Raw genomic sequence first — 23,732 nt, 5'->3', positions numbered from 1 at the left:
CCATGAAACGTGCCCTCTTTGCCTTCACCGCTCTGCTCACTGCCACTGCCGTGGTATTTGTAGCTGCCCTTGCCACCATTCTTCCCACCACAGAAGAGGTCACTTTCTCTGCCAATCCTCAGTATCTGGTGGGTGATTCGGCCAACGTCCAGGGCTTGCAGCTGGTGGCAGAAACCCAAATGGACGGGCAGCTGCACTGGACCACCACCTTTACTCCGGCGGAAACCCCCAGCTGTGAGAGCCAGTTCCGGTTCTCCGCCCAGTCTGAACCGGTTCTCTACACCCCCAGCACCACCGACCCCCAGCTTACCATCACCTCTTTTATCAGCGTCACTGCCACCACCGGAAATGTCTTTGACTATAACAGCACTTCTTATCCCGGCTATCGGGATATGGTACAGGACGTTGCCAGCCGTGCTCCTGCCCAGGGGGGCAGCTATACCGAGACCGTGATGCTGCGAGATTATCTGAAGTTCTATCCCATCTCCATTGAATGTTACGATTGGCAGCTCATGGGGTACTCCTCCTACCGGACCGTGGATCTGTCCAACGTATTTCCCATCCCCATCGCCGGAAACGAAACCGCAGAGATCACCGTCACCGTGCAGCCGGACGGTACCATCAGTGGTTTTTCCTTCTACTCTCCCGAAATGCCCTACATCACCGCCAAAGCCGTGTACTTCCAAGACGCCTTCTATGTACCATTCCCCTACGACGTGCTGGACATCGACCTGGATGACACCGCTGTCACGCCGGGGCTGTATCGTCTGCCCCTGATGCGCACCGAGGATGGTACCGGCATGATAGATGTGTCCAAGGTTGAGCTGGTAGCACCTATGGATGCTCCGGCCCAGGCCATGGCCCTGACCGGAAACGGCCAGCAACTGGCCCTGGTCACGTCTGCCACCGATAGCCACCCCAATCAGCTGACCCTCATTGATCTGTCCACGGGGGCACAGAGCCAGAAATTCGACTTGGACAATACCAACTGGGTGCTGTCTTTCTATGCCGCAGATGACCACATTGTCTATATGGGAACCCATCGGACACAGCAGGGTCAGCTGGGACAGTCCACCGTGGAGGCGTGGAGGCTGGAAGAAGATGGGACGTTCTTCCAGTTCATCTCCACCACAGTTCCGGACAACATGCCCCGCTACGGTGGGGCTTCCATCACCAGCATCCTGCGTGGCGATACCCTCTATACCCTGTCCCATCCCCGCAGTGGAGACCTCGCCTATATCACTTTGGTGGTATACGACCCACAGGGATGCCTATATGCCGCTGACCTGACCATGAGTCAGATTCAGGATTCCCTTGCAACCCACCATCCCATCACCCTGACGGATCTGCGGCTTGAATTTGTTCCCACAGACTAACAAAAAAGGTGTCCCAGGCCTGTTCATTTTTCTCCATACGTGGTATACTATCCCTTGGTGGGACATCCACCCAATTTAACTGGAAACAGGAGGGTTCATCTATGAAGACTCGATTCCTTCGCTGCAAGCACTGCGGCAACATTGTGGGCATGATTCACGACGCCGGTGTCCCCGTGGTCTGCTGCGGACAGCCTATGGAGGAGCTGGTTCCCAACACCGTAGAGGCCAGCGGCGAGAAGCACATCCCCGTGGCTACTCTGGAAAACGGCGTACTCACCGTTCAGGTTGGCTCCGTGGAGCACCCCATGGTGGCAGAGCACTATATTCCCTGGATCTATGTGAAGACCGGGAACGGTGGTCACCGCATTCAGCTCCAGCCCGGTGACGCTCCCCGTGCTGTCTTCCACCTGGGCGATGAGACCCCCGTGGCAGTGTATGCCTACTGCAACCTCCACGGCCTGTGGATGACCCAGCTCTAATCCCCCTCCTCATATGAAAAGGCGCAGGGACTGACTCAACCCGTCAGTCCCTGCGCCTTTTCATGTGGGCAGCAAGCCGTATTTCTTCCGAATGCGGGAGATTTTTTTCGTCATGGGGCGGGCACATACCAGCAAAAACACCACCGTGGACAACCCGTGGGTGATGTTCACCGGAACACCTGCCACATAGCAGGCCAGCGCCGACTGCCAGGTCAGGCTATCCAGCACAGACAGCGCCGTGGAGGTGTCCAGCAACACCCCATAGATCACCACGGTGGTCAGAAAACCAAACACGCACAGCCGCACCAGGTGTACAGTCCCCTGCCTTGCCCCCTTTTCAAAGAGTAGACCACCCAAAAATCCAATGACACCGAAGGCAAACATCTGCCAAGGTGTCCACGGCCCTTGTCCGAACAAGAAATTAGAGACGAAGCCTGTCATAGCTCCAGTGAGAAATCCCGCCTCAGCCCCCAGCCCCATGCCGGCCACAATGACCAGGGCTGTCACCGGCTTGAAGTGGGGCAGCATAAAGAACACCGCCCGCCCCGCTGTGGCTATCACCACCAGGGAGGAAATGAGCACCAGCTCCCTGGCCTGAGGTCTTCGATCCTCGAAGGCGGCAAAGAAGGGGAGCATCGCCGCAACAATGACACAGATGGAGATAAAGTAATAACTACGTCCCTTCAAAAACACGATGCCAAAGGCGATGAGCGGAGGGACAAGTACCAGAATCACTCCGGTGGTCAGCCAGGTTCTACGTCCCACACGCCTGTTTGTGGAGGCCGCAAGAGGCAATTCCATCCTCTGGGTATTCAGCATCCGCCCCGCCCCGGCCAGCAGCACCAAACCCGCCGCACCTTGGGCGCAGGCAAACCCGGTCAGCTGCATATGGCCGAACACAGTTAAGTCCCAGAATGTGTTGGATTGCCCCAGCGCAGTATTGACCCTACGACTGAGACAGATCAGCACCACCCCAGCCATCACAGCGGAAACACTCGCCAACAGTGCAGCCAGCCGTACCAGAGCGGTGGCTCTGCCCTTCCATCGCCAGGCCAGCAGGGCGGAAATGAGCAGGGCAAGCACGGACCCACCCGCTGTAACCCGGGCGGCATACAGCCAACCTCGGGCAGCCTGGTCCAGCACCAGAACATCGGGAGCAACCACACCGTACAGCCCTCCACGGGCCAGCTCTAAACTCTCTCCCACATTCCATAGGGTAAAGTTGTGTGTGAGGCCCCGATAAGCCAGCTCCGGCACCGAAAACCAGGGGGCAAAAAAAGCGTTTGCTGCCATAGCCAGACACAGCCACACCACCGCCATCACCCAGCTGTCCGCCCCGGCGGCGGTTTTCACTCGTTTTGTGTACATAAGCTCACAACATCCTCCACCGTGATTGCCCCATCAAACATCCCACGAGCCATCTGATTGGCTGCAGTGGTGTAAAAGTGATTGCCTGAAAAGAACGCTCTTGCCGGCTTTTGGCACACCAGCTGTCCCCGAAACAGCAGGCCGCAGGTGTGGGCATAGGCCGCACAGAACTCCACGTCATGGGACACCATCAAGATGGTTTTGCCCTGTGCCGTTAAATTCCCGAGAATATCTGCCAGGGTCTGCTTATAGCACCCATCCAGCCCCTTGGTGGGCTCGTCCAACAGGAGAATCTCCGGGTCTAGCAGCAGCACCTTGGCCAGGGCCGCCCGCTGCTGCTCTCCTCCAGACAGATCATAGGGGTGCTGGCCCAGCAGGCCCTCCAGCTGCGTCAGCCGGATCACCTGGGCCAGTCGTTTCTCCCGCTCCCCTTCATCCAGAGGCAGCTCTTCCAGCAGCTCCCGGAGATCCGCCTCCACACTGTCTCGCACAAAGAGACACTGGGGATTTTGGGGCAGAACCCCCAGCAGTCCCCGCTCCAGTGGTTTTCCTTTTTTTATTTCTGCGCCATTGACATAAATCTTGCCCCGATATGGACGATGTTCGCCAGAGAAGAGGGTCAAGGTTGTGCTCTTCCCCCCACCATTGTCCCCCATGAGGGCGTACAACTGTCCTCTGGGCACTTGGAGATTCAACCCTCGGAGCACATCCGCCCCATGGCGGTGGTAGCGGAACCACACTTCCCGGGCCTCCAGAGCCGCATCCACGGAGACTGGCTCAGTTGTTTCAGTCCAGGCCGGTTGGGGCCTATTCCGGTACTTTCCAAGCCACATTCGCCCCTCTTTCACCGTCAGAGGGCAGCATTCCCCGTCCTCCACCCGGCTGTAAATCTGCATGGGCACAGGACAGCACACCCTCAGGGGGTGGTGCGCCAAGGCACTTCCCACCTGTTGGGGGGAACCCTGGCACAATATCTTGCCCTCTTCCATGACCACCACTCGATCGGCCATGGGAAGCACCTGATCCAGTCTGTGCTCCACCGCCACCACCGTCAAGCCCAGCTGCTGGTTGAGCTGGTGGATGGTGTGGAGGAAGTCCGTGGCTGCCATGGGATCCAACTGGGAGGTAGGCTCATCCAACACCAGAATCTCCGGGTGCATAGCCATCACGGAGGCCAGGTTCAGCAGTTGTTGTTCTCCTCCGGACAACTCTTCCACCCGTCGGTCGAACCAGTCCTGAAGGGAGAAGTAGCTGGCCATCTCCGCCACCCGCAGGTGCATCTCACCCAGCTCCAGCCCCAGGTTTTCCAGACCAAAGGCCATCTCGTGCCATACCTTGTGGGTCACCAGCTGCTGCTGGGGGTTCTGCATCACATAGCCAATCTCCCCCGCCTGGGTGCGCAGGTCCACCTGGTGTAGGGGCCTGCCCTTGTAGAGCACCTCACCGGAGCGGGTACCATGGGGGGTGAGCACGGTTTTGAACTGGCGGATGAGGGTGGATTTCCCACACCCGGATTGCCCGCACACCACCACAAACTCCCCCCGCTCCACCTCTAGGTTCACGCCGGATAAGGCCGGAACGGACGAGCCGGGATAGGAGAAGGTCAGATTTTGCACATCCAATAACGCCATTTCAAATCCTCCACCAGGTTGAGTATCAGGGGCAGAGCGCAGAGCCCCCCATAGAGCACATAGCACAGGCACGCCCCAACTGTGGCAGCGTTCATCCGCCACATGGGGACATACAGCATGTGCAGCTGCCCTGTGAATGCCCCCGCCGCCACACCTGCAAAGCACAAAGCCATCCCCGCTGCCAGAACATTGGATCGGCCATCCCATCGGAAGGGGTGGTACATGGTTCGCCCCCGCAGGCCATACCCCCGGGCCCGCATGGAGTCTGCAGTGTCCACCGAGTGCTCCAATGTCCAGGTGACCAGGATGGACAAAACCCGCACGCCCTTTTTCAGCCGCTGCCAGGGGGTTCCCTCTCCCACATCCCGGCCCACACACCGCTGGGCTGCTGACACCTGTTTGGCCTGGGCCAGGAACATGGGAAGGAAGCGCAGCGCCATGGAAAAAATCAGGGAAAGGGCCGGGAATCCCTTGCCGAAGAGGTACACCACCTTGTCAGAGGTCATCACATCCTGCCAGGTGGCGCACCACAAAATCACCACGCCCATCATTCCACCGGTACTCAGCCCATACAAGATAGACTCCAAGGTCACCGGGTTCCCTGTGGGCAGATACCCCAAAACAGTAAGCCCCTGATGGGAAAACAGGGGGTTGACCACTGCCGAGAGGATCACCACCGGCAGAGCCAACAGGCACACCCGGGCAAGCCCCCGGCCACCCCGCAGGCACAAAAGGTAGCCGCATGCAGCCAGGCCGGAGAGAACCAGTAACACCGGGTGCATGTAAAAGAGGGTGATTCCCAGCACCAGGACATAAAACAGAAAGTTCACCCCAGGGTGGCAGCGGGAAAACTCGTCCTTCATGCCGCCTTCTCCTCCTTTTTACAGATCAAATCCCAGATCACAGGTATATCGGAACTGGATCTCGTCTCCATCTTTCACCGTATACTTACTTACCCCGTAGTTGGGCTTCACCCCATTGACATAGTACATCCAACCCGAGCCCGCCCCGCAGTCAAACTCATAGAGGTTGTGAATGCCCTCGATGTAATGACTGCCAAAGCCGGGCGTGTAGGAATATTCCATGTGAATGCCGTGACTCTGGGTCGCACGAAGAAGCACGTCAAACACCGACTCCCCCTCCTCAAAGGTCACAGCCGTACGGGCCAGAATCACTCCATCAGCAGGTACCAGGCTCTCTTTTCCAGGAGTCAAATCCTCCATGCGGTTGAGAATGGTTTTGCACTCGATGGAGAGATAGCAGGTGTGCACCGTCTGAGTAGGCTGGGGCGTAGCGGCCGGCTTCTGGCTGGGCTTGGGCGTGGAGACCGGCTTCTGAGCAGGCTGCGAGGTCGGGGTAGGCTTTTGAGTTGGCTGGGCCGTCGCCGCCGGGGCCGATGTGGACGACTCCGCCTTGTCCTGGCCTTGCGTGGGCTTCTTGGTTTGCTGTGGTTGGTCAGAGGGCGACAGTGATACCTCAGGGCTTTGACTGGGCTGCGTGGTCTCTGTCACTTCCTGGGTAGGCGTTGGGCTGACCTGCTGGGATGCCGTGACCTTTGTCCCACCACAGGCGGTCAGTGTGAGGAGCATCATGGCGCCCAGCAGACACATCCATCGTTTCAAATGCTTCATATTCTTTCCTCTCGTCTCAGCAGGTCAGTCCCGATTCTTTTTTTGACGGCCTGTCCATGCAGCCACGTACAGACCCGCTCCACTCATGGCAAAGGCCAGCAGATACACCGTCAATGCACTGGTATCTCCGGTGGGAGGCACCTGGCTGCCGTTCTCACTGCCACCTTGATTTTCCCCTGGCCTCTCATCGTCTGCCGTCTCGCCGCCTGTCTCGCCGTCATCCGTCACCTGATCTTCATCTCCCTCATTGTTGTTGGGAGGTGCAGGTGTCCACTGGGTCAGATCAAAGAGAGCATTTTCCCCGGCTGCAAATCGGCGATAGGCCTCCAAGGCGTAGCCAATCTGCACCGTGCCCATACCGTCAGGCTGTTGAGTACTCAAGAAAGTGGTAAACCCAGATTCCCGTCTAAACTGATCCAGCTTGGTGACCAGGTTATAGCTTCCGTGGGTGAATCCGTTATCTGGATCCAAGGGATCAATCCCCGCCACAGCCAGAGCCGTGAGCACCTGAGCGGCGGTACAGCCGTTGTCATCCCCCTCGTTGATGTAACCACAATCGGCAGTCATCTGGCTGCGCAGATACTCCAACGCCCTATCAAAGGCGCTGTGCACCTGATCCGTCTCTCTGTATGGAGCCAGGGCCTGGAGGGTCATGGCGGTGACATCCACACTCACTCGATCTGCGGAAGACAGGCCAAACCCGCCCTCAGCATTTTGGAAGGTCAGCAGTTTCTCAATGAGGGTCTCTCGGCTCCACAGCGCACCCTGGGGCACCTCATAATTCTTGGTGTCCAGTGCCAGCAGGGTGTACGCCATCATGTTGGAAGTCATGCGGTCCGAATTGGGGTAGCTGCACAGGGTCTGGATCAGATCCATCCCCTCCACGTCGGTGGGGTCTTTCCCCATGGCTAACAAGGCCACCACCACCCGGAAATAGTCGGTGGGCAGCATCCGTCCCCCGCTTTGCAGCTGCTGCACCACGCTGGCATAGTAGCTGTCCAGATCACTTTGGCTCAAGCTGGCTCCGGCTCGCAGCAGTGTGAACAGACTCCACTCTGCGCCATAGGTATAGTTCCCCTCCAGCTGCCCATCCAGGTAGGACAGCGCATGGGAAATGTTGTCCGTGACATACCGTTCAAAGTCCAGTTCCCCTCCCGCCTCAGGATTGGTGACTGTCACAGTGAACTGGATTGGTTGGGCCTGCATGGTGTCGTCCAAAGGCGTACCTGTCACCGTCACCGTTCCCTGCTCCAGCGCAGAGAGCACATGTCGGGTGGTCATCTGGCCAGGGGTACTGGTAACGTAGTCCACCACCTGCACCACCCCATCCTGGCTGTAACTCCAGGTAAAGCGCTGGTTGGTGGCGTTGGCGGGGGTGACCAGCAAATCCAAATCCACAGACTCAAACTGAGACAGGGTATACTCCGTCTTCTCCAGTTCCACCTGTTCCAGGGGGTACTTGTATGCAAAGCGAATGGTGATGTCCTGGGTGGCAGCGGGGTTGTCCACGCTGGTGATGGTAAACCGGGCAGTGCCCGCCTTCTTAGGGACAATGCCGTTGTTGTAGGTAGCCTGGAACTCCGCCACATCCGGATCGTGAGACACCCACACCACGTCCTTGACGGTGGCGTTGTAGGGTTCAATGTTGATCTCATACCGTCTCTCAGGGTCTGTATCATGGGAGGTAATGCCCACGTACTGATTTCCCAGACCGTTCCACCCCTCAATGTAGAACACCTCAGGGTAGGTCACCGTCAGCCCTGTGACGTCAATCCGCTGAGCGGTGGCCTGGAAGCTCACCGTGACCTGGGGATTGTCCGCCAGAGACACGGTAAATGTGTGCATGGACTGATCTTCGGCAAAAAACTCCAGGCCATTCTCCTCGTCCAAGGTGTAGATATACGAGCCTTCGGTGGAGGTGGTCTCCAGGGCCTGGTTGGGGATGGTGATGTACCCCCCGTCCAGACAACCCTTCACCGTCAGCTGCTGGGGCTGGGTGCCGCTCAAATGGATGGGCTCTTCCCCGCTCACCTCCCAACCGTCCTGATACAGCTTCAGGTCAGTGACCTGGGTGGGTACCACCTTCAAGGTGAAGGCAGCCAGCTCCTGGGCCACATACCAGTCGGGGTTCTTGTCGTAGACATGGGCAGAATATTCTCCCACCGTAGGGTAAAATACGCCGCCGGAGGAGATGTGCACCACCGAGGACTCCGAGGAACCGTCTTGTTCCAGGCAGCTCCAGTAGGTGCTTTGCCCCTCTGCTACGCCCTCCAGCACGAACCGTCCCTCATCCAGAGCGGAGAGGGTGAAGGTGTGGGTATCATCCCACTGGGTGATGCGCCCGTCCGTGTGTTGGAACACCACTGTGGGGGTGGTAGGCACTTCTCGGGGGCTGACTGTCACGGTACACACTGCGCTGCATGCACCAGCAGTTACGGTAACCTGGGCCGCTCCCCCCTTGTGGGCCACCACCATGCCGCTGTCATCCACGCTGACACAGTCGGGGTCACTGCTCTGCCACACCACAGAGTCGGTGGAGTCCGCCGGGGTCACCATGGCGGTAAGCGGCACCCCCTGGCCCTCCTCCAGGTCCAGTTGGGTCTTATTTAGGGTAATGGACTGGGCTACAATGCCCGTTACCGTCACGGTCACAGTCTCCTTCACCGCCTCATTGGCCTGGGCTGTGATGACGGTAGTGCCCTCTCCCACTGCCCGGATTACCCCTTGATTGGTGACCTGGGCCACATGGGTGTTCTCACTGTACCACACCACGGTGTCATTGCTCTCCTCAGGGGTCACCTGGGCGGTGAGCGTCTGGCTCTGCCCCACCATGAGGGTCAGCTCACTGGGAGTTACTGTAATGTCAGTGGCAGGAATCTTCTGGGCCAGAAGCTGGGTGACGATCTGGGTCTGCTCGTTCACCTGCTCCTGAGTGGCCGTCCCGTCCACGGCCACCTGCAACGCCTGCTCATAGGCCTGAGCATTGGCATCAATCTGAGCCTGGGTGAGCTGAGCCAGGCCGGACACCAGCTTGTCCTTATTGATTCCCAGAGCGCCCTGGGTGCCCTCTGAGGCAGGCGGAATGTAGTCAGGGGTGCCCTGGGCGCTGTCCTGGACGTAGATCAGGCGAATCACTTCTCCCGCCTGCACCTGGTACTTGTTACCCACCTTGGTGCTATCCACAAAGGGCCACCAGGCTTTTTTGCCCCAGTTCACTTCACCCACAGACTCCCCGTCCTTGGGCGCGACTGTGAATCCGTAGAGTGCACTGTATGTCACACTTCCTCTGTCCTGGTACCCTCTTTGCAAAACATCCAGCAGGACATCTCCCTCCTCCAGGGGCACCTGGGTAGGAGGAAGATAGTATTCCGTGTTTCCATTTTCATCTGCGTACTCTATGGTCACTGCCACAGTCTGGCTGGTACCCCGGGGCACCTCTAAAGCAAACGCCCCGGACACCAGGGTAAGCAACATGACCAGGGACACAACCAAGCTGAGTACTCTCTGTCCCCTCTTTCTCATCTTCTTCATTGTTTCAAATCCTTTCCTGGAGAATCTATGTAAAAAGCGGCTGCAACCCGTGGTTGCAGCCGCTTTTGGCAACACAAATACAAGGCCCGCCCATCGCCTTGGGCGCACCTTGGTCCCATCATATGCAGGTCTTCTGGCTCTGGCCTCATCGCCCTGGCCGTCTTCCCAGAAACACCCGTTTCCAGTGACATATTGGCCAGCACTCTTCCATTACAGCGGCGGCTCCGCACAGGTTTTTCACCTGTTTCCCTTTTCAATCTGCCCTAACACAGATCACACATGTGGTTTATTTTATTAAGCCTATTATACATGGAGATGGGAGCAAGGAAAAGAGTATTTTGACATTCGCCCCATTTATGGTGATTTTACCTCCTTTCCCCTGTTATACTCCCGTTCAACTGTCCTATTTTCACATAAAATATTTTTCCAGATCTATTGTCTTTTTTCTTGGGAAAAAATCCGTTATACTGAGGTTACAACAACGAATCGTTCACACGCAATAGAAAGAAGGTCACCCTATGCCGCCTTATTTGGCTGACTACCATACCCACACGCATCTCTCCGGGGATTCCAAATCACAGCTATGGGAAAATCTCAACGCCGCCTGTCAAGCGGGGATCCCTGAACTGTGTATGACGGAGCACTGGAACCTCCTCAACCAGCGGGGAGAGCACTTGCCTACCCACTACGACTTTGACGCCGTGATCCGGCAGTGGGAGGAGCTGAAGGACACCTGGGCAAGCCGCATCGAGGTGCGAGTGGGCATCGAACTGGGCAACAGCACTGTGGACACCGCCGCCGTCCAAGCCTGTCTGGACTTTCCTGAGCTGGACTTCGTCATCGGCTCCCTCCACTCGGTGAGTCTGGACATGGGGGGCGTGGGTATCTTTACCTATGCCAAGTCCTGCACCGACTCACAACAGGCCCACATGGTGCTGGAGGACTACATCAAGCAGATGGAGGCACTGGTGGACGCTGGCACCTTCGATGTGCTGGGCCATATCATATATCCCCTGCGTTACTTCAGCCCCAATCTTCACCTCTCTCTGGATCCTTGGCAGGAACAGCTAGACGAGATTTTGCGGCGGGTCATTCACAGCGGAAAAGGCATTGAATTTAATACCACCCAGGGCACCACCATCCGCCAGTGGGCACCTTTGCTCACCCGCTACCGGGAGCTGGGGGGCGAAATTCTCACCTTGGGCTCGGATGCCCACCGTCCCCAGTTCATCGGCGCAGGCTTCCAGGAGGCCGCCCAAATGCTCCAACACCTGGGCTACCGCTACGTGTGTACCTATCGCCAGAGAACCCCACAGTTTCACCCCCTGGGTTGACGAAATCCCCACTCGTTTATACCTCCAAACGAGTGGGGATTTCCCTTTATCGATTGTTCACATATTCCGGCATCAGATCATGGTTTGCCAAGCGATGGGCTGCAATCTCCTCCCACTTGGTGCCAGGCTTTCCATAGTTGGCATAGGGATCAATGGAAATGCCGCCCCGGGGCAGGAACTTGCCCCAAACCTCGATATACTTGGGCGAGAGCAGACGAATCAAATCCTTCATGATGATGTTGACACAATCTTCATGGAAGTCTCCGTGGTTGCGGAAGGAAAACAAGTACAGCTTCAGACTCTTGCTCTCCACCAGATACTCATCGGGCACATAGGAGATGATGATGTTGGCAAAGTCCGGCTGGCCGGTGATGGGACACAGGCTGGTAAACTCCGGGCAGTTGAACTTGACAAAGTAGTCGTTGCCCGGGTGCTTGTTCCCAAAGCGCTCCAGGACATCCGGATTATATTGGGTGTCATAGGTGGTGTGCTGGTTGCCCAGCAAGGTCAAAGGCTCGTTTTCTCTGGACATGTTGATCAACCTCTCACTTCTCACAAATTGCGGGGTCAGTGACACCGTTGGCCGCAAAGGCCTTGGCCCGGTCAATGCAGGTGCCGCACTTGCCACATGGCTGGTCTTTCCCCTCGTAACAAGACCAGGTAAGCTGGTAAGGCACACCCAGCTGCAACCCCAGCGCCACGATGTCCGCTTTGGTCTTTCCCACAAAGGGGGCCTCGATGTGCAGCTGCTTGCCTGACCCCTGGTAAATAGCCTCATTCATAGCCTGGTGAAACTCCTGGGAACAATCGGGATAGGCTGCACCGGCTGCATCATCGGCGTGAGCGCCGTAGTAGATGACGCTGCAATCCTTGCTCAAAGCCACGCTGGCCGCAGCAGAGAGAAACAACCCGTTGCGGAAGGGCACATAGGTGCTCACCGGTGTCTCGCCGCCAGTCTTTTGGATCTGTTGAGCGTAGCTCTCCTCTGGAATCTCCTCGTCAGACTGCCGGAGCAAGGAGCAGTTGCTGTACTGGAAAATCACGCTCAAGTCCAAGAACAGCTGCTCTACGCCGTAGTACTCTGCCACCGCCTTGGCAGCTTCCAGCTCTTTATCATGCTTTTGCCCGTAGGAGACCGACAGTGCCACTACGTGGTTTTTACCGTACTTCTCCACTGCCAGAGCCAGGGCCGTGGTGGAATCCACACCACCGCTGGACAAAACCAATGCGTTCATCTTCATCTCTCCTTTATCGCAGGTATATTTGCAGCGATGAATCATTCAAAAATCTGCCCCGCCGCTCCATGGTCACGGTTTTGGTTCCCGTCTTTTCTATCCCCCGGGCGCTGACACAGCTGTGGCACCCCTCCAGGATCACCGCAACATCTGGGCTGCCCGTAACCTCCGTCATAATGTCCGCAATGTCGCAGCCAATGCGCTCTTGCAGCTGGAGTCGCCGCCCCACCATATCGCAGATGCGGGCAATTTTGGACAGGCCGATGATCTTCCCGCATGGGATGTACGCCACGGTGGCCTTCATGTCGTACATCAGCGCCATGTGATGCTCACAGTAGGAAAACAGGTCAATATCCTTCATCACCACCACATGCTGGCTGTCCGAGTGTTCATCCTCAAACACCTTGCCGAACATCTGGGCGATTTCATGATTGGTGTAAGCCATGCCAGCAAACACCTCTTCATACATCTTAGCCACCCGTTTGGGCGTGTCTACCAATCCCTCCCGGTTTGGGTCGTCTCCCAAGGCGATCAGAATGCCCCGGATGTGCTCTTCAATGGCTTTGGTATCCATACTCTCACACCCCCCGCTGATTGGGATCCCAAATAACCTTGTGCATTTGGATCTGCAGCCGCACGTCATTGAGTCTATGGGCAATCATCTGCTCCACCATTTGTGCCGGTTCCACGGCCCCAAAGACCGGACTCAGATAGACGTGACAGCGCTGGGTGAGTTGGTGCTTCTGGATGATCTCAACCGCACGCTCCACGTCATCCAGGCCGCTGCACACAAACTTCACCGTGTCATGTTCATTCAAGAGTTGGAAGTTTTCCACCCGCATGGCCCCTTCGCAGCCGCTACCCGGCAGCTTGTAGTCCATGGTGAACACCGGACGGTTGCAGGTACAGAAGGGAGCCAAATCCACCGCTCCGTTGGTCTCAACCTCCACCCGCATCCCCGGTATCCGGGCCAATATTTCCAGCAGACGAGGCATCTCTGGCTGCAACAGAGGTTCCCCTCCGGTGAGGGTGACATTTTTCACCCCGGTGGATCGGATATACGCCCCGATTTCCTCGGGGGCTTGCTCCACAACCGGGCAGTCCGCCTCGTTGGCCCATTGGGTATCACAGTAACTGCACCGCAGATTGCACCCTTGAAAGCGGACAAATACCGCCAACTCCCCGGCTCTGGTTCCTTCCCCATTGATGCTGATAAATTTCTCTGCAACTTTCATGGTCAACCCTCATATGCTGCACAGTTGTTGGGTGTCTCGTATACTTCTACCCGGTGTACTGGATATCCCTTCTGCTGCATAAGCTGATAAATATAGCGGGAAAAATTTTCTGCTGTGGGTCGGAACTCCACCTCCACCAGCCGGAAGTTCTCTGCCCGGAGCGCTCCAACCGTCTCCGCCCGCAGGGAACCTGCTTCGTAGATCAAGCTGTGATCCAGTCCGTCACAAATCTCTTTCAGGCTCTGTTTCAAGGCGGAAAAATCCACCACCATCCCCCTGGTCTGGGTCTCTGTACTCAGATTCTGGTCCCAAATCTGTACCACCACCCGCCAGCGATGGCCATGGATGTTGCGGCATTTCCCTTGGTAGTCTTTCAAAAAGTGGGCAGCATCAAAACTCTGTTCCGTCCTCAAATAGTACATAATCTTCCCCCTCAACCACGCAAAAAGGCCCTGCGATTCCCGCAGGGCCTTTTTATCTCATGTCATTTGGACACAAAAAAGAAGCCCTAGTTTTGTTTAACGACAGGATGGTACAAATGAACTGTCGGCGTTTAGGCTCTATGCCCTTAACGCAGTTGTCATTATATTATTTTCCTGCGGATCTGTCAATGCCCATCCGAATTGACCGCCCCATTTCATACAATTCCGCCCCTATGAATATGATAGGGCCATACACCCCATTTCTTTCTCCTGGCCTTGCTCTTTGGGGAACAATTCATCCCTGGATATCTGGCATTTTGACAGTTCCACATGTAGGCACCGAGAGAATTTCAATGGTTTAGTCGGTTGAAAAACAGCGAGAATTAGACTATTATTATAGACGTTGAATCTATTACCGGAGGCAATGACAATGAATGTTAAGATTCTGGATCTTTTTGACCTCTCTCATACGATAGCTGCCGATTATCTGCGGCAATTTGAATATCCCTGGGAGGCCTTGGACGGAATTTCCCAGCTGATTATCAGCCTGGGTAATGGTCTGTCTCCAGAGGAATACGACCAGCCCCAGCCTCAGGTGTGGGTGCATCACACCGCCAAGGTGATGCCCTCTGCCTATCTGGGAGCCCCCTGCATCATCGGCCCCAATACCGAAGTACGCCATGGCGCCTTTATCCGGGGCTCTGCTCTGGTGGGTGAAGGCTGTGTGGTTGGCAACTCCGTGGAGCTGAAGAATGTCATTCTCTTCGACAGCGTCCAGGTGCCCCACTACAATTACGTCGGCGACTCCATTCTGGGCTACAAGAGCCACATGGGCGCTGGCTCCATCACCTCCAACGTGAAGTCTGATAAGACCCTGGTGGTCATCAAGGGCGATGAGCTGTTGGAGACCGGACGTAAGAAAGTAGGCGCCATGCTGGGCGATTTCGTGGAAGTGGGCTGCAACTCGGTGCTCAATCCCGGCACCATCCTGGGCCGCCACACCAGCGTCTATCCCACCAGCTGTGTCCGTGGTGTCATTCCCGAGGGCAGCATCTACAAAGACAAAGACCACATCACCCATCGTGAGGGCTGATGTATCCTGACGAAGAAAGCGAGGATTTTTCCATGGGAAAGTATTTTGGAACGGACGGCTTCCGTGGTAAGGCCGGTGTGGGACTCACCGCTGACCACGCCTACCAGATTGGCCGCTTCTTGGGCTTCTACTATGGCCGGGAGCACCGTGCCACCGTTGTGGTGGGTAAGGACACCCGCCGCTCCAGCTATGTGCTGGAGTACGCCATCAGCGCTGGCATGGCTGCTTCCGGGGCTGACGTGCATCTGCTCCACGTCACCACCACCCCCTCTGTGTCCTACATGGCCCGCACCTACCACTACGACTGTGGCGTGATGATCAGTGCCTCTCACAACCCCTTCTATGACAACGGCATCAAGCTTATTAACGGTGACGGTGAGAAGATGGACGAGGGTGTCATCTCCCTAATTGAAGATTATCTGGACGGCAAGCTGGTGCTGGATGGCCAGGCCATGCCTCAGCTCCCCATGGCCAGCGATGCAAACATTGGCTGCATCATCGACGACGTAGCCGGGCGGAACAGCTATGCCCAGCACCTCATCTCTCTGGCCCACCACTCCTTCCAGGGTAAGCGTGTGGCTCTGGACTGCGCCAACGGAAGTGCCTGGAGACTTGCCCCTCAGATTTTCGAGGCCTTGGGTGCCGAAGTGCACACCATTCACGCCGATCCAGACGGTTTGAACATCAACATGGACGCAGGTTCCACTCACATCGGCGCTCTCCAGCGCTACGTGGTAGAAAACCACATGGATGTGGGCTTTGCCTTTGACGGCGATGCTGACCGCTGCCTGGCTGTGGACGAAAACGGAAACGTGGTCACCGGCGACCACATCATGTATATCTACAGCTGCTACCTCAAGGGCCTGGGCCAGCTGGCCAATCACACTGTGGTCACCACCGTCATGTCCAACTTTGGCCTGTATAAGGCCTTTGATGAAGCTGGAATCACCTATGAAAAGACCGCCGTGGGCGATAAGTACGTCTATGAGAACATGGTGAAGAACGGTCACTGCCTGGGCGGTGAGCAGTCCGGCCACATCATCTTCAGTCAGTACGCCCGCACCGGTGACGGCATTCTCACCGCTTTGTTGATGATGGAGGCCATGCTGGCACAGGGTAAGACTCTGGCTGAACTGGCCGCTCCTGTGACCATCTATCCCCAGGTGCTCATCAACGTCCGGGTACACGATAAGAAAACCGCCCAGGACGATGCCGACGTGCAGGCTGCCGTCCAGGCAGTGGCGCAAACCTTGGGTGACTCCGGCCGCATCCTGGTACGGGAATCCGGCACCGAGCCTCTCATCCGTGTGATGGTGGAGGCCCCCGACCATGACCAGTGCCAGGCCCTGGCTCAGCAGGTGGTGGACGTGGTCATCGCCAAGGGCCACGCCGTGTAACTTCTCACTTCTATCAACAAAGGAGAACACTCATATGTCAATTCTCGTCAGTGGCGGCGCAGGATATATTGGCAGCCATACATGCGTGGAACTCATTCAAGCTGGCTATGAAATCGTTGTGGTGGACAATTTCGTCAACTCCTGTCCCGAGGCCATCCACCGGGTGGAGCAGATCACCGGAACTAGCATTCCCTTCGTGGAGGCAGATCTGTGTGACGCTGCGGCAGTGGAGCAACTCTTCACCCAGCACCCTGAGATTGATTCCGTCATCCATTTTGCCGGGCTCAAGGCCGTGGGTGAAAGCGTAGCAAAGCCCCTGGAGTACTACACCAACAACCTCACCAGCACTCTGGTGCTTCTCAACGCCATGCGAGCCCACAACGTGAAGAACTTTGTCTTCTCCTCCTCTGCCACCGTGTACGGTGATCCCGACACCGTCCCCATCAATGAGGACTTCCCCACCGGCGGCACCACCAACCCCTATGGCACCACCAAGCTGTTCATTGAACAGATTCTCAAGGATTACTGCAAGGCCGATCCCACCCTCAACGTGGCCGTCCTGCGTTACTTCAATCCCATTGGTGCCCACGAGAGCGGTCTCATCGGCGAGGATCCCAACGGCATCCCCAACAACCTGGTGCCCTACATCGCTCAGGTGGCCGTAGGCAAGCTGGAGAAGCTCCACGTCTTTGGCGGAGACTACCCCACCCCCGACGGCACTGGTGTGCGGGACTACATTCATGTGGTGGATCTGGCCCGGGGCCATGTAGCCGCCATCCAGAAGGTGTCCCAGAACTGTGGCTTGTTCATTTGCAACCTGGGCACTGGCAAGGGATACAGCGTGTTGGACATCCTCCACGCCTACGAGAAGGCCTGCGGCAAGGAGCTTCCCTACGTCATGGATCCCCGCCGTCCCGGTGACATTGCCGCCTGCTATGCCGACCCTCAGAAAGCCTTGGATGAGATGGGCTGGAAAGCTCAGTACGGTATTGAGGAAATGTGTGCTTCCTCCTGGAAGTGGCAGTCTGGCAACCCCAACGGATATAAAGCCTGATGGGCCTGTTGCTAAATAGAATTTTAAAAAATCAGGTCAAAGAAAAAGTTATCGAGAACCGTTGTCTTAATGGTTCCCGATAACTTTTTTAGCGCACAAAATTTTTGTTTTAGTCTGAAAACTGTATTTTGCAACAGGCCCATCACAAAACCAGTCAGACATACAACCAGAATTCCCAGCAGGGCCCCCGAGGTATCGATCCAGATATCCCGAACTTCACCACTACGTCCAGGAGTGAATAGCTGAATGGTTTCATCCAAAAACGCTGTGAGCATACAAAATCCCAGTCGGATGACTGCTCCACGTCCCTTCTGGGTATGGGCGCCAAGCCACAACTCAGTTGCCCACAGGACACCCAACAAGCCATACTCAGAAATGTGAGCCAGCTTGCGCAGAACAGTATGAAATCCTTCCGTCTGAAAATTCAATACGCTCAAAAACGGGGTCATCCATGTCAGAACCGATTCACTTTGCTGTGCGGATTGTGTGGCTGTGCGCATGGAGTTTCCCCAAATCAACAGGGTAAATACTCCAAGAGCGATGCATACAGTAAGCCACGCTCTGGAGTATCTACCTGCCAGCTTACACTTGGGCAATCTGTTTCTCATGATCTTTTTCCCATTGCTCCACTGCTTCCCGGTTCACCTCATCCGGATCCCGGAACGTGGGAACCAGATAACGCATCAAGGCAATCAGCTCATCCTTGGGCCGCTGTGCAGAGACGAAGTTATCGTCGGGAGTCCAATCTGACCCGTATCATGGCCCGCCTCAACCAACTGCTTCCGGCGGTACCGGTCTACCTGCTCTCCTGCAACATGGAGCCGGAAGCAGCCACGCTTGCCCACCAGACGTTATTTTCCTGAGCCGGATGCCAACAAGCTCTTCAGCTTGTACATGCCCCGTTTGAGTTTCGCCAGACCACGGCGCACCCATACCGTGTCGGTCCACACCACGGCATACACACGATAGCCACAGCAGGCACACGTATAGCTGCGGGCTCCCCGGCGGAATGCCCCAACCCGGGCAATGATCCACTCAGGACGCCCCGGATACTCATTCCAAAGCTGACCGTCTCCCCGCAGGATGTAGCCGTCTTTCTTCACCCCCACCACACGGTGGAGCACGTACTGTCCATTGGGTCGGCAATACAGAATCATGTCGTATTTTTTCACATTACAAGGGGAGCACATTTCCAAAATCACTTGATCCCTACCATGGCGAAACAGCGGAAACATGCTGTTGCCCTGGGCAGGGATCTTTACTTTGCCCTCTTGCTCCAGCTTAGCCGAAATCAGGGGCATGAGGCTGTGGAAGTCTACCCTCTGCCGATCACTGCACAAAGCCATTGGACTGAAGCTCACCCAAAAACTGTTCTACGCTCTCCTGGGCCTTTTCCTGGGAAACCTCATACTCTTGCAAAAGGGCCTGCACCAGCTGCTCCTGGGTGCACGCTTGCTCCAGCTGCTTCCACAAAAATGCGCCTGTCTCATTCAAGGTCACCATGCCGTTGAAATCCAAGGTCTCGTTCCCAGCAGGCACCACCACATAGCTGCCCGCCACCTCATAAAGCATAAAACCGTTCTTAATTTTCATGGTGTTTCTCCTTCCATATGGTTTGATAAGCCAGCCTCACCGCTTCCTGGCTGATGTTGCAGGACAGATGATAGACCGGGACCCGGCGCAAAATACCATCCAAGAGCTGCAGCACACGGATCCTCTGCCGGGCATCGGTTTTCACGCAGAAGACCTGGGGGAATACCAGCTCAAATGCCTCCTGGGGCGTCAGGGCACGGATGCGGTTTCCCGCTGCCTGCTGCAAAAACACCAGGGCCTTCACAGGCGCCTTGGCGTTGGTATGGATCACATGCTTTCCACTCCACGGAGAGCCATAGGCCCACACTTCATCCTGCCCAACACGCAGCACTGGCTTGTCATCGTTGATGCGTACCACCTGGTGCTGCTGAGACAGATACTGCTGCCATAGCCGGGCTTGGGTGGACTTTCCCGTGCCCGAGTCTGCAGAAAACAACACCGCCTCTCCCTCCACCGCCACCGCAGAAGTATGGAAGCACAGCCCTCCCTGCTCCAGGATCTGCTGCAAAAACTGAGCAAAGGTGTAGTTGTACTCCACCAATTCCGGAGGCCAGCCTTGGTCTGCCCCCTCCTGCCGCTGCTCCTGGGTCAGACACAGATCCAGGTCCGGGGTTGCCTCCCCCTGCACTTCATATCGTCCACACTGCCGCAGCATAAAGGGGGTGGTACAGTTCATGGTCACGCTGCAATCTGCGATGTTGTACATTTTTCTTTGTTCCATGGCTTCCGCCTCCCTTATCAGCAACAGCTTCTGACTTGTAAAAAGCAGTACCGGAGGGTTGTCTCACGCCGCCCGGCACTGCTCTCTCATTTTTATTTCTTTGCGTTACTCCCCAAATTCCACATCTTCGTTGGGGATCTCCTGGCCGTCCACCCCGACGGTGGGAACAGCTTCTTCCTCTTGGGTGACTGGGTTCTCCGTCACCTGGGGAGAAACCGTTTGGGTCTGAATAGCCTCAGGGCTGGTGCTCTCCTGCTGAGACTGGGGGACTGCACAGGCAGTCAGCCACAGGAGCATACACAGCGCTGCAGCTAACACGCCGTATTTTTTGTTATCTTTCATCCCCACGGATCAATTTCAGGACCTTCTATGTCAGGACTGCTGGTCATACCGACTCCATTCATAATATCCTCATACTCAAACTGGGTCACCTTCAACTCAGGTTTCACAAATGCCTTCTTCATGTGGGCTTCGCTCCTTGTATGTTTTCTCATGCCACTGGCTCAGTGCGAGGTGCAGCCTTACGGTACCGGTTTCACTTCCCACACGTCACATGGCAAATTAGCGCCCATAGTACGAAATTTTTCTTTCCATGTCAATGGTCATTTTGTCAATCTATCATTCCACTTAACTTCAAGATGATTCCCTATCGGGATACTTGGTATTCCAAACCCATGGACATTTGATAATTTTCAAAGGTATGGAAAAAATTGTGTCACAAACCCTAACGTGCCATTTCTCAAATTTTCCTGTGTTCAGATAGGTTTTCTGGGGAACAGGCCCCCACCCTCTCCTCTGATGATTACTTGCTGAGTCTGATACTGACCACAAATACATGGCCCGGACTTGTCCGGTTTTGCCTGCTATATTTGGTTGTCGGCACGGGACAGATGTCCTTCAAGCAAGAAAGACCCGACGGGACGCAAAGTGCCCGACGGGTCTTTCTCTTCTCGATTGACCTTATTACTTCAGGCCGTTCTCATAGGCCTCGATCATCTTCTTGACCATCTGACCACCCACGGAACCGGCCTGACGGCTGGTGAGGTCGCCGTTGTAGCCGGCCTTCAGGTTCACGCCCACCTCGTTGGCTGCTTCCATCTTGAACTTATCCATGGCCTCACGGGCACCGGGAACCACCAGCTTGTTAGAACTGTTGTTGCTAGACATATCGTTGTCCTCCTTCAAACTTGTGTTGGATTTGGAATCCGAGCATAGTTTGAGCATCTGGCAGTTTTATATTCGCCATTTTATCTGGAAAAATTCAGCATTTCATCCATACTCTATGCAATAAATACGCCCTGCACTTGACTGCTCCATACACTTGCAGTACAATCAGCCATAGACAAAAACAGAGTGCTGAACGATATAGGAGATGTATGGTATGGATTACGAGTTAAATCAAAATTTCTTTCAATCTCTTTTACAGCCGGGGGAATTTGTGCTCTGGCACGGTGCGCCCGGCCCCGGAAAGCTGAATTCCTATGGGCATGTGCCCATTCTGTTTTCCATCATCTGGCTTGGCTTTTCCCTAGTCTGGGAAGCTGCGGCCGTGATGAGTGGAGTCATCATCATGATCTTGTTCGGCCTTCCTTTTATCCTGATTGGCTTGTCCATTACTTTTGGCGGACCCATTCGGAATGCGAAATTGAAGGGAAAAGTGTTTTATGCTGTAACCGATCAGCGGCTGCTCATCAAGGAAGGAAATGAAATCAGTATGTTCACCCCAGACATGCTGCCCCCCATGCAGATTCGCATGAACAAAAATGGTACAGGAAGCATTTACTTTGAGGAAACCTACTACTCTCACCGAAACGGAAACCAGTATCATTGCCTGTGTTCTTTGCAAAACCTCACCGATGTGGGCCGTGCGCAAAGCGCTCTGACCACTATGTTATCCAAAAACAAGGTGCAGTAAATTGTCCTAAAGACCCACATAGATCATCTCACCAGTCCGGCTGTTCACAAAGTGCAGCCGGACTGCGCCATTTTCTTTATCACTCCATGGCTATGGCCCCAAACAAATCATAGGCTCGTGCAATGTCCTTCAGTGAATCTATCCTCCGATAGTTTTATGATAGTTACTTTTAGAGTTGAGTATCAATATATCGAATAAACTCAAACTCCAGACAAATATTTTCTTAATTTTCTTTAATGTTTTTGTGTGGCAGCAAGACCGCCACTTGCTTGCCGCTTTTTCCCGAAACGTGTATAATAAGGCAATCAGTTCACAACATAAGGAGATCCCATTATGATTCGAGATATTTGTAAAGATGAGGCTTTTCTGTCTCAGAAAGCTGACCTTGCCACGTCAGAGGACATTCAAATTGCCCATGACCTACTGGAAACCCTGGAACACCACAAGGAAGGCTGTGTGGGCATGGCTGCCAACATGATCGGTGTGAACAAGCGGATTATCGTCTTTGACAACGACGGCAAATACATGGTCATGTTCAATCCGGAAATCATCAAGAAATCCCAGCCCTATCAGGCTGAAGAGGGCTGCCTCTCCCTCACCGGAACCCGCCCGGCTACACGATGGAAATCCATCAAAGTGCGCTGGCAGAACGAGAAGTTTCAGGAACGTCTGAAAACCTTTACCGGATGGACGGCCCAGATCATCCAGCATGAAATTGACCATTGTGAGGGTATTATCATATGAAAAAGTGCAAAATCACCGTTATGCGCATCACTCGGTATGAGGACTTGATGGCTGAGTATGAGAATCCAATCTCCCACGCCTGCGACATGGAGGTGGGACAGGTTTTCATCGCCAATGGTTGGGAAAAGCCGGAAGGTTTTTGCCAGAGCGCCTGGGACACCCTCTCCCCCTTCGTGTTGGCCCTGAGCCACTCAGCGGAAAACCTTTACGACGGCTGGATGAAAAACCCCAGATCTGTCATGCTTTCCTGCAACGACGGCTTCCGTCCTGTGAGTTTTCTGGTGGAGACTTTGGACGAGGACGCAGACTGAGGAGAAAAGAAATCCAGACCGTTTCCCTCTTTCAATGTCACGAAAACGGGCGAAAGTGGTGGCTTTGCTTGGTGGATTTTTCAAAGATTGCTTGGTATACTGGATGGCAGAAAACCAATCCAGGAGGAAAAATTCATGAGTTTAGGAAGCAGTCTATACCACGCTCGAAAAAAGAGCGGCCTATCTCAGGAAAATGTGGCGGAAAAACTGGGAGTCAGCCGTCAGACCATCTCCAAGTGGGAGACCGACGAGACCCTGCCCGACATTCGCCAGTCCAAGGGACTGGCCACACTTTACCACATGACCCTAGACGAGCTCATCGAATACGACTTGGACGAGCAGCAAGCCCAGCAGATGATCGACAGCATCAGCGAGGAGGCGCAAGCCCGCATCGACTGGAACAAAGTCTGGAGCAAAAAATATCCCGTGCTGGCCACCTATCACAAGACGGTGCGCATCCACGACTACGCCCCTGCTTTACAGGAGATGCTCACCCAGCTACAGGTGGACTATGGTTACAACCACACCGACGCCCTGCTGGTACTCAAGGATATTTTGGCGAGGGTATGGAAGGGGCAAGTGTAATTCTCAGTGGCGTATCTTTTCTCGCTGCTCAATAACTTAGCCTACATTCTGAAAAAGCAATCCCCCCATTCTGTGTC

27 protein-coding genes and 1 riboswitch are annotated in these 23,732 nt (G+C 55.3%); of the genes, 10 read left to right on the top strand and 17 right to left on the bottom strand.

The genetic code is table 11. From position 1 onward, the window contains the following. The first annotated feature begins 2 nt into the window (after window positions 1-2). On the top strand, window positions 3-1,376 hold the full coding sequence (locus H9X86_RS02745; protein ID WP_204900047.1) for a hypothetical protein: 1,374 nt from the start codon (window positions 3-5) through the stop codon (window positions 1,374-1,376). 101 nt (window positions 1,377-1,477) lie between these two features. Next, complete coding sequence (locus H9X86_RS02740) at window positions 1,478-1,855, top strand: desulfoferrodoxin family protein (RefSeq protein ID WP_204900046.1); 378 nt, start codon at window positions 1,478-1,480, stop codon at window positions 1,853-1,855. 60 nt (window positions 1,856-1,915) lie between these two features. Here H9X86_RS02740 and H9X86_RS12445 read toward each other — a convergent pair whose 3' ends face one another. The 5 genes from H9X86_RS12445 to H9X86_RS02715 are packed head-to-tail and all read right to left on the bottom strand — an operon-like array spanning window position 1,916 to window position 10,016. After that, window positions 1,916-3,223: an ECF transporter S component gene (locus H9X86_RS12445; protein ID WP_243416801.1), complete on the bottom strand. Its 1,308-nt coding sequence runs from the start codon at window positions 3,221-3,223 to the stop codon at window positions 1,916-1,918. Further along, window positions 3,205-4,854 carry an ABC transporter ATP-binding protein gene (locus tag H9X86_RS02730; RefSeq protein ID WP_204900045.1) on the bottom strand — a complete coding sequence of 550 codons (1,650 nt, stop codon included), beginning with the start codon at window positions 4,852-4,854 and terminating at the stop codon, window positions 3,205-3,207. Before H9X86_RS02730 ends, H9X86_RS12445 begins: the two co-directional genes overlap by 19 nt. Next, window positions 4,827-5,717, bottom strand: coding sequence for an energy-coupling factor transporter transmembrane component T (locus tag H9X86_RS02725; protein WP_204900044.1), 891 nt, complete (start codon window positions 5,715-5,717; stop codon window positions 4,827-4,829). Before H9X86_RS02725 ends, H9X86_RS02730 begins: the two co-directional genes overlap by 28 nt. Window positions 5,718-5,735: 18 nt before the next feature. Then, window positions 5,736-6,485, bottom strand: coding sequence for a DUF4430 domain-containing protein (locus tag H9X86_RS02720; RefSeq protein WP_204900043.1), 750 nt, complete (start codon window positions 6,483-6,485; stop codon window positions 5,736-5,738). A gap of 24 nt (window positions 6,486-6,509) precedes the next feature. Beyond that, window positions 6,510-10,016, bottom strand: coding sequence for an Ig-like domain-containing protein (locus H9X86_RS02715; protein ID WP_204900042.1), 3,507 nt, complete (start codon window positions 10,014-10,016; stop codon window positions 6,510-6,512). 106 nt (window positions 10,017-10,122) lie between these two features. Beyond that, a riboswitch (cobalamin riboswitch) is annotated at window positions 10,123-10,312 on the bottom strand. A gap of 222 nt (window positions 10,313-10,534) precedes the next feature. Between H9X86_RS02715 and H9X86_RS02710 the strand changes: the two genes are divergently transcribed. After that, a complete protein-coding gene (locus H9X86_RS02710) occupies window positions 10,535-11,350 on the top strand; it encodes a histidinol-phosphatase HisJ family protein (protein WP_204900041.1) in 816 nt (271 codons plus the stop codon). A gap of 46 nt (window positions 11,351-11,396) precedes the next feature. Here the strand turns inward: H9X86_RS02710 and queF are convergent, their stop codons facing one another. The 5 genes from queF to queD are packed head-to-tail and all read right to left on the bottom strand — an operon-like array spanning window position 11,397 to window position 14,242. Then, the gene (queF, locus tag H9X86_RS02705; protein ID WP_204900040.1) at window positions 11,397-11,882 is read right to left on the bottom strand and encodes a preQ(1) synthase; all 486 of its coding nucleotides are present in this window, start codon (window positions 11,880-11,882) and stop codon (window positions 11,397-11,399) included. 13 nt (window positions 11,883-11,895) lie between these two features. Beyond that, window positions 11,896-12,585, bottom strand: coding sequence for a 7-cyano-7-deazaguanine synthase QueC (gene queC / locus H9X86_RS02700; protein WP_204900039.1), 690 nt, complete (start codon window positions 12,583-12,585; stop codon window positions 11,896-11,898). A 13-nt stretch (window positions 12,586-12,598) separates the two neighbouring features. Next, window positions 12,599-13,159, bottom strand: a complete 561-nt coding sequence (folE, locus tag H9X86_RS02695) for a GTP cyclohydrolase I (RefSeq protein ID WP_204900038.1) — start codon at window positions 13,157-13,159, stop codon at window positions 12,599-12,601. Between the two features lie 4 nt (window positions 13,160-13,163). Continuing rightward, window positions 13,164-13,826, bottom strand: coding sequence for a putative 7-carboxy-7-deazaguanine synthase QueE (queE, locus tag H9X86_RS02690; RefSeq protein WP_204900037.1), 663 nt, complete (start codon window positions 13,824-13,826; stop codon window positions 13,164-13,166). Next, on the bottom strand, window positions 13,823-14,242 hold the full coding sequence (gene queD, locus H9X86_RS02685) for a 6-carboxytetrahydropterin synthase QueD (RefSeq protein WP_204900036.1): 420 nt from the start codon (window positions 14,240-14,242) through the stop codon (window positions 13,823-13,825). Before queD ends, queE begins: the two co-directional genes overlap by 4 nt. Before the next feature lie 430 nt (window positions 14,243-14,672). Here queD and H9X86_RS02680 point away from each other — a divergent pair, with 430 nt between their 5' ends. From H9X86_RS02680 to galE, 3 genes are read left to right on the top strand one after another with little or no spacing between them, the layout of a single operon-like run. Beyond that, complete coding sequence (locus H9X86_RS02680; RefSeq protein ID WP_204900035.1) at window positions 14,673-15,335, top strand: acyltransferase; 663 nt, start codon at window positions 14,673-14,675, stop codon at window positions 15,333-15,335. Window positions 15,336-15,367: 32 nt separating this feature from the next. Further along, entirely contained in the window at window positions 15,368-16,732 is a 1,365-nt protein-coding gene (glmM, locus tag H9X86_RS02675; protein WP_204900034.1) for a phosphoglucosamine mutase, read from the top strand. A 34-nt stretch (window positions 16,733-16,766) separates the two neighbouring features. Then, entirely contained in the window at window positions 16,767-17,786 is a 1,020-nt protein-coding gene (gene galE / locus H9X86_RS02670; RefSeq protein WP_204900033.1) for a UDP-glucose 4-epimerase GalE, read from the top strand. A 23-nt stretch (window positions 17,787-17,809) separates the two neighbouring features. On the opposite strand, the gene H9X86_RS02665 is transcribed toward galE, so the two are convergent. From H9X86_RS02665 to H9X86_RS02640, 7 genes are all read right to left on the bottom strand, one after another. Further along, window positions 17,810-18,394: a VanZ family protein gene (locus H9X86_RS02665; protein ID WP_204900032.1), complete on the bottom strand. Its 585-nt coding sequence runs from the start codon at window positions 18,392-18,394 to the stop codon at window positions 17,810-17,812. A gap of 243 nt (window positions 18,395-18,637) precedes the next feature. Further along, the gene (locus H9X86_RS02660) at window positions 18,638-19,132 is read right to left on the bottom strand and encodes a S24/S26 family peptidase (protein ID WP_204900031.1); all 495 of its coding nucleotides are present in this window, start codon (window positions 19,130-19,132) and stop codon (window positions 18,638-18,640) included. Continuing rightward, complete coding sequence (locus H9X86_RS02655) at window positions 19,116-19,379, bottom strand: PqqD family protein (protein WP_204900030.1); 264 nt, start codon at window positions 19,377-19,379, stop codon at window positions 19,116-19,118. The genes H9X86_RS02660 and H9X86_RS02655 overlap by 17 nt, the downstream gene beginning before the upstream one ends. Further along, window positions 19,369-20,100: a hypothetical protein gene (locus tag H9X86_RS02650; protein ID WP_204900029.1), complete on the bottom strand. Its 732-nt coding sequence runs from the start codon at window positions 20,098-20,100 to the stop codon at window positions 19,369-19,371. Before H9X86_RS02650 ends, H9X86_RS02655 begins: the two co-directional genes overlap by 11 nt. Window positions 20,101-20,205: 105 nt before the next feature. Next, window positions 20,206-20,442 carry a hypothetical protein gene (locus H9X86_RS02645; RefSeq protein WP_204900028.1) on the bottom strand — a complete coding sequence of 79 codons (237 nt, stop codon included), beginning with the start codon at window positions 20,440-20,442 and terminating at the stop codon, window positions 20,206-20,208. Beyond that, entirely contained in the window at window positions 20,439-20,564 is a 126-nt protein-coding gene (locus H9X86_RS12700) for a hypothetical protein (RefSeq protein ID WP_275961945.1), read from the bottom strand. Before H9X86_RS12700 ends, H9X86_RS02645 begins: the two co-directional genes overlap by 4 nt. A 499-nt stretch (window positions 20,565-21,063) precedes the next feature. After that, complete coding sequence (locus H9X86_RS02640; protein ID WP_087228682.1) at window positions 21,064-21,267, bottom strand: alpha/beta-type small acid-soluble spore protein; 204 nt, start codon at window positions 21,265-21,267, stop codon at window positions 21,064-21,066. A gap of 205 nt (window positions 21,268-21,472) precedes the next feature. Between H9X86_RS02640 and H9X86_RS02635 the strand changes: the two genes are divergently transcribed. The 4 genes from H9X86_RS02635 (at window position 21,473) to H9X86_RS02620 (ending at window position 23,655) form a co-directional block, all read left to right on the top strand. After that, window positions 21,473-22,015, top strand: coding sequence for a hypothetical protein (locus tag H9X86_RS02635; protein WP_204900027.1), 543 nt, complete (start codon window positions 21,473-21,475; stop codon window positions 22,013-22,015). A 333-nt stretch (window positions 22,016-22,348) separates the two neighbouring features. After that, the gene (locus H9X86_RS02630) at window positions 22,349-22,759 is read left to right on the top strand and encodes a peptide deformylase (RefSeq protein WP_204900026.1); all 411 of its coding nucleotides are present in this window, start codon (window positions 22,349-22,351) and stop codon (window positions 22,757-22,759) included. Beyond that, window positions 22,756-23,070, top strand: a complete 315-nt coding sequence (locus H9X86_RS02625; protein WP_204900025.1) for a TIGR04076 family protein — start codon at window positions 22,756-22,758, stop codon at window positions 23,068-23,070. Before H9X86_RS02630 ends, H9X86_RS02625 begins: the two co-directional genes overlap by 4 nt. 135 nt (window positions 23,071-23,205) lie before the next feature. Then, on the top strand, window positions 23,206-23,655 hold the full coding sequence (locus H9X86_RS02620) for a helix-turn-helix transcriptional regulator (RefSeq protein ID WP_204900024.1): 450 nt from the start codon (window positions 23,206-23,208) through the stop codon (window positions 23,653-23,655). The last annotated feature ends 77 nt before the right edge of the window (window positions 23,656-23,732 follow it).

The organism is Pseudoflavonifractor capillosus (genome assembly GCF_016902575.1).
Lineage (GTDB): Bacteria > Bacillota > Clostridia > Oscillospirales > Oscillospiraceae > Enterenecus > Enterenecus capillosus_A.
This window is presented reverse-complemented; position numbering and strand designations above follow the sequence as displayed.

Bases quoted from the DNA above. Each gene is read 5' to 3' on its own strand.
- H9X86_RS02725 (WP_204900044.1), bottom strand. From the start codon at position 5,717: ATGAAGGACGAGTTTTCCCGCTGCCACCCTGGGGTGAACTTTCTGTTT.
- H9X86_RS02655 (WP_204900030.1), bottom strand. From the start codon at position 19,379: ATGAAAATTAAGAACGGTTTTATGCTTTATGAGGTGGCGGGCAGCTAT.
- H9X86_RS02645 (WP_204900028.1), bottom strand. From the start codon at position 20,442: ATGAAAGATAACAAAAAATACGGCGTGTTAGCTGCAGCGCTGTGTATG.
- H9X86_RS02745 (WP_204900047.1), top strand. From the start codon at position 3: ATGAAACGTGCCCTCTTTGCCTTCACCGCTCTGCTCACTGCCACTGCC.
- H9X86_RS12700 (WP_275961945.1), bottom strand. From the start codon at position 20,564: ATGAAGAAGGCATTTGTGAAACCTGAGTTGAAGGTGACCCAGTTTGAG.
- H9X86_RS02650 (WP_204900029.1), bottom strand. From the start codon at position 20,100: ATGGAACAAAGAAAAATGTACAACATCGCAGATTGCAGCGTGACCATG.
- H9X86_RS12445 (WP_243416801.1), bottom strand. From the start codon at position 3,223: ATGTACACAAAACGAGTGAAAACCGCCGCCGGGGCGGACAGCTGGGTG.
- H9X86_RS02740 (WP_204900046.1), top strand. From the start codon at position 1,478: ATGAAGACTCGATTCCTTCGCTGCAAGCACTGCGGCAACATTGTGGGC.
- galE (WP_204900033.1), top strand. From the start codon at position 16,767: ATGTCAATTCTCGTCAGTGGCGGCGCAGGATATATTGGCAGCCATACA.
- glmM (WP_204900034.1), top strand. From the start codon at position 15,368: ATGGGAAAGTATTTTGGAACGGACGGCTTCCGTGGTAAGGCCGGTGTG.
- H9X86_RS02730 (WP_204900045.1), bottom strand. From the start codon at position 4,854: ATGGCGTTATTGGATGTGCAAAATCTGACCTTCTCCTATCCCGGCTCG.
- H9X86_RS02720 (WP_204900043.1), bottom strand. From the start codon at position 6,485: ATGAAGCATTTGAAACGATGGATGTGTCTGCTGGGCGCCATGATGCTC.
- H9X86_RS02680 (WP_204900035.1), top strand. From the start codon at position 14,673: ATGAATGTTAAGATTCTGGATCTTTTTGACCTCTCTCATACGATAGCT.
- H9X86_RS02710 (WP_204900041.1), top strand. From the start codon at position 10,535: ATGCCGCCTTATTTGGCTGACTACCATACCCACACGCATCTCTCCGGG.
- queF (WP_204900040.1), bottom strand. From the start codon at position 11,882: ATGTCCAGAGAAAACGAGCCTTTGACCTTGCTGGGCAACCAGCACACC.
- H9X86_RS02625 (WP_204900025.1), top strand. From the start codon at position 22,756: ATGAAAAAGTGCAAAATCACCGTTATGCGCATCACTCGGTATGAGGAC.
- H9X86_RS02630 (WP_204900026.1), top strand. From the start codon at position 22,349: ATGATTCGAGATATTTGTAAAGATGAGGCTTTTCTGTCTCAGAAAGCT.
- H9X86_RS02640 (WP_087228682.1), bottom strand. From the start codon at position 21,267: ATGTCTAGCAACAACAGTTCTAACAAGCTGGTGGTTCCCGGTGCCCGT.
- H9X86_RS02620 (WP_204900024.1), top strand. From the start codon at position 23,206: ATGAGTTTAGGAAGCAGTCTATACCACGCTCGAAAAAAGAGCGGCCTA.
- H9X86_RS02635 (WP_204900027.1), top strand. From the start codon at position 21,473: ATGTATGGTATGGATTACGAGTTAAATCAAAATTTCTTTCAATCTCTT.
- H9X86_RS02660 (WP_204900031.1), bottom strand. From the start codon at position 19,132: ATGGCTTTGTGCAGTGATCGGCAGAGGGTAGACTTCCACAGCCTCATG.
- H9X86_RS02715 (WP_204900042.1), bottom strand. From the start codon at position 10,016: ATGAAGAAGATGAGAAAGAGGGGACAGAGAGTACTCAGCTTGGTTGTG.
- queD (WP_204900036.1), bottom strand. From the start codon at position 14,242: ATGTACTATTTGAGGACGGAACAGAGTTTTGATGCTGCCCACTTTTTG.
- queC (WP_204900039.1), bottom strand. From the start codon at position 12,585: ATGAACGCATTGGTTTTGTCCAGCGGTGGTGTGGATTCCACCACGGCC.
- H9X86_RS02665 (WP_204900032.1), bottom strand. From the start codon at position 18,394: ATGAGAAACAGATTGCCCAAGTGTAAGCTGGCAGGTAGATACTCCAGA.
- folE (WP_204900038.1), bottom strand. From the start codon at position 13,159: ATGGATACCAAAGCCATTGAAGAGCACATCCGGGGCATTCTGATCGCC.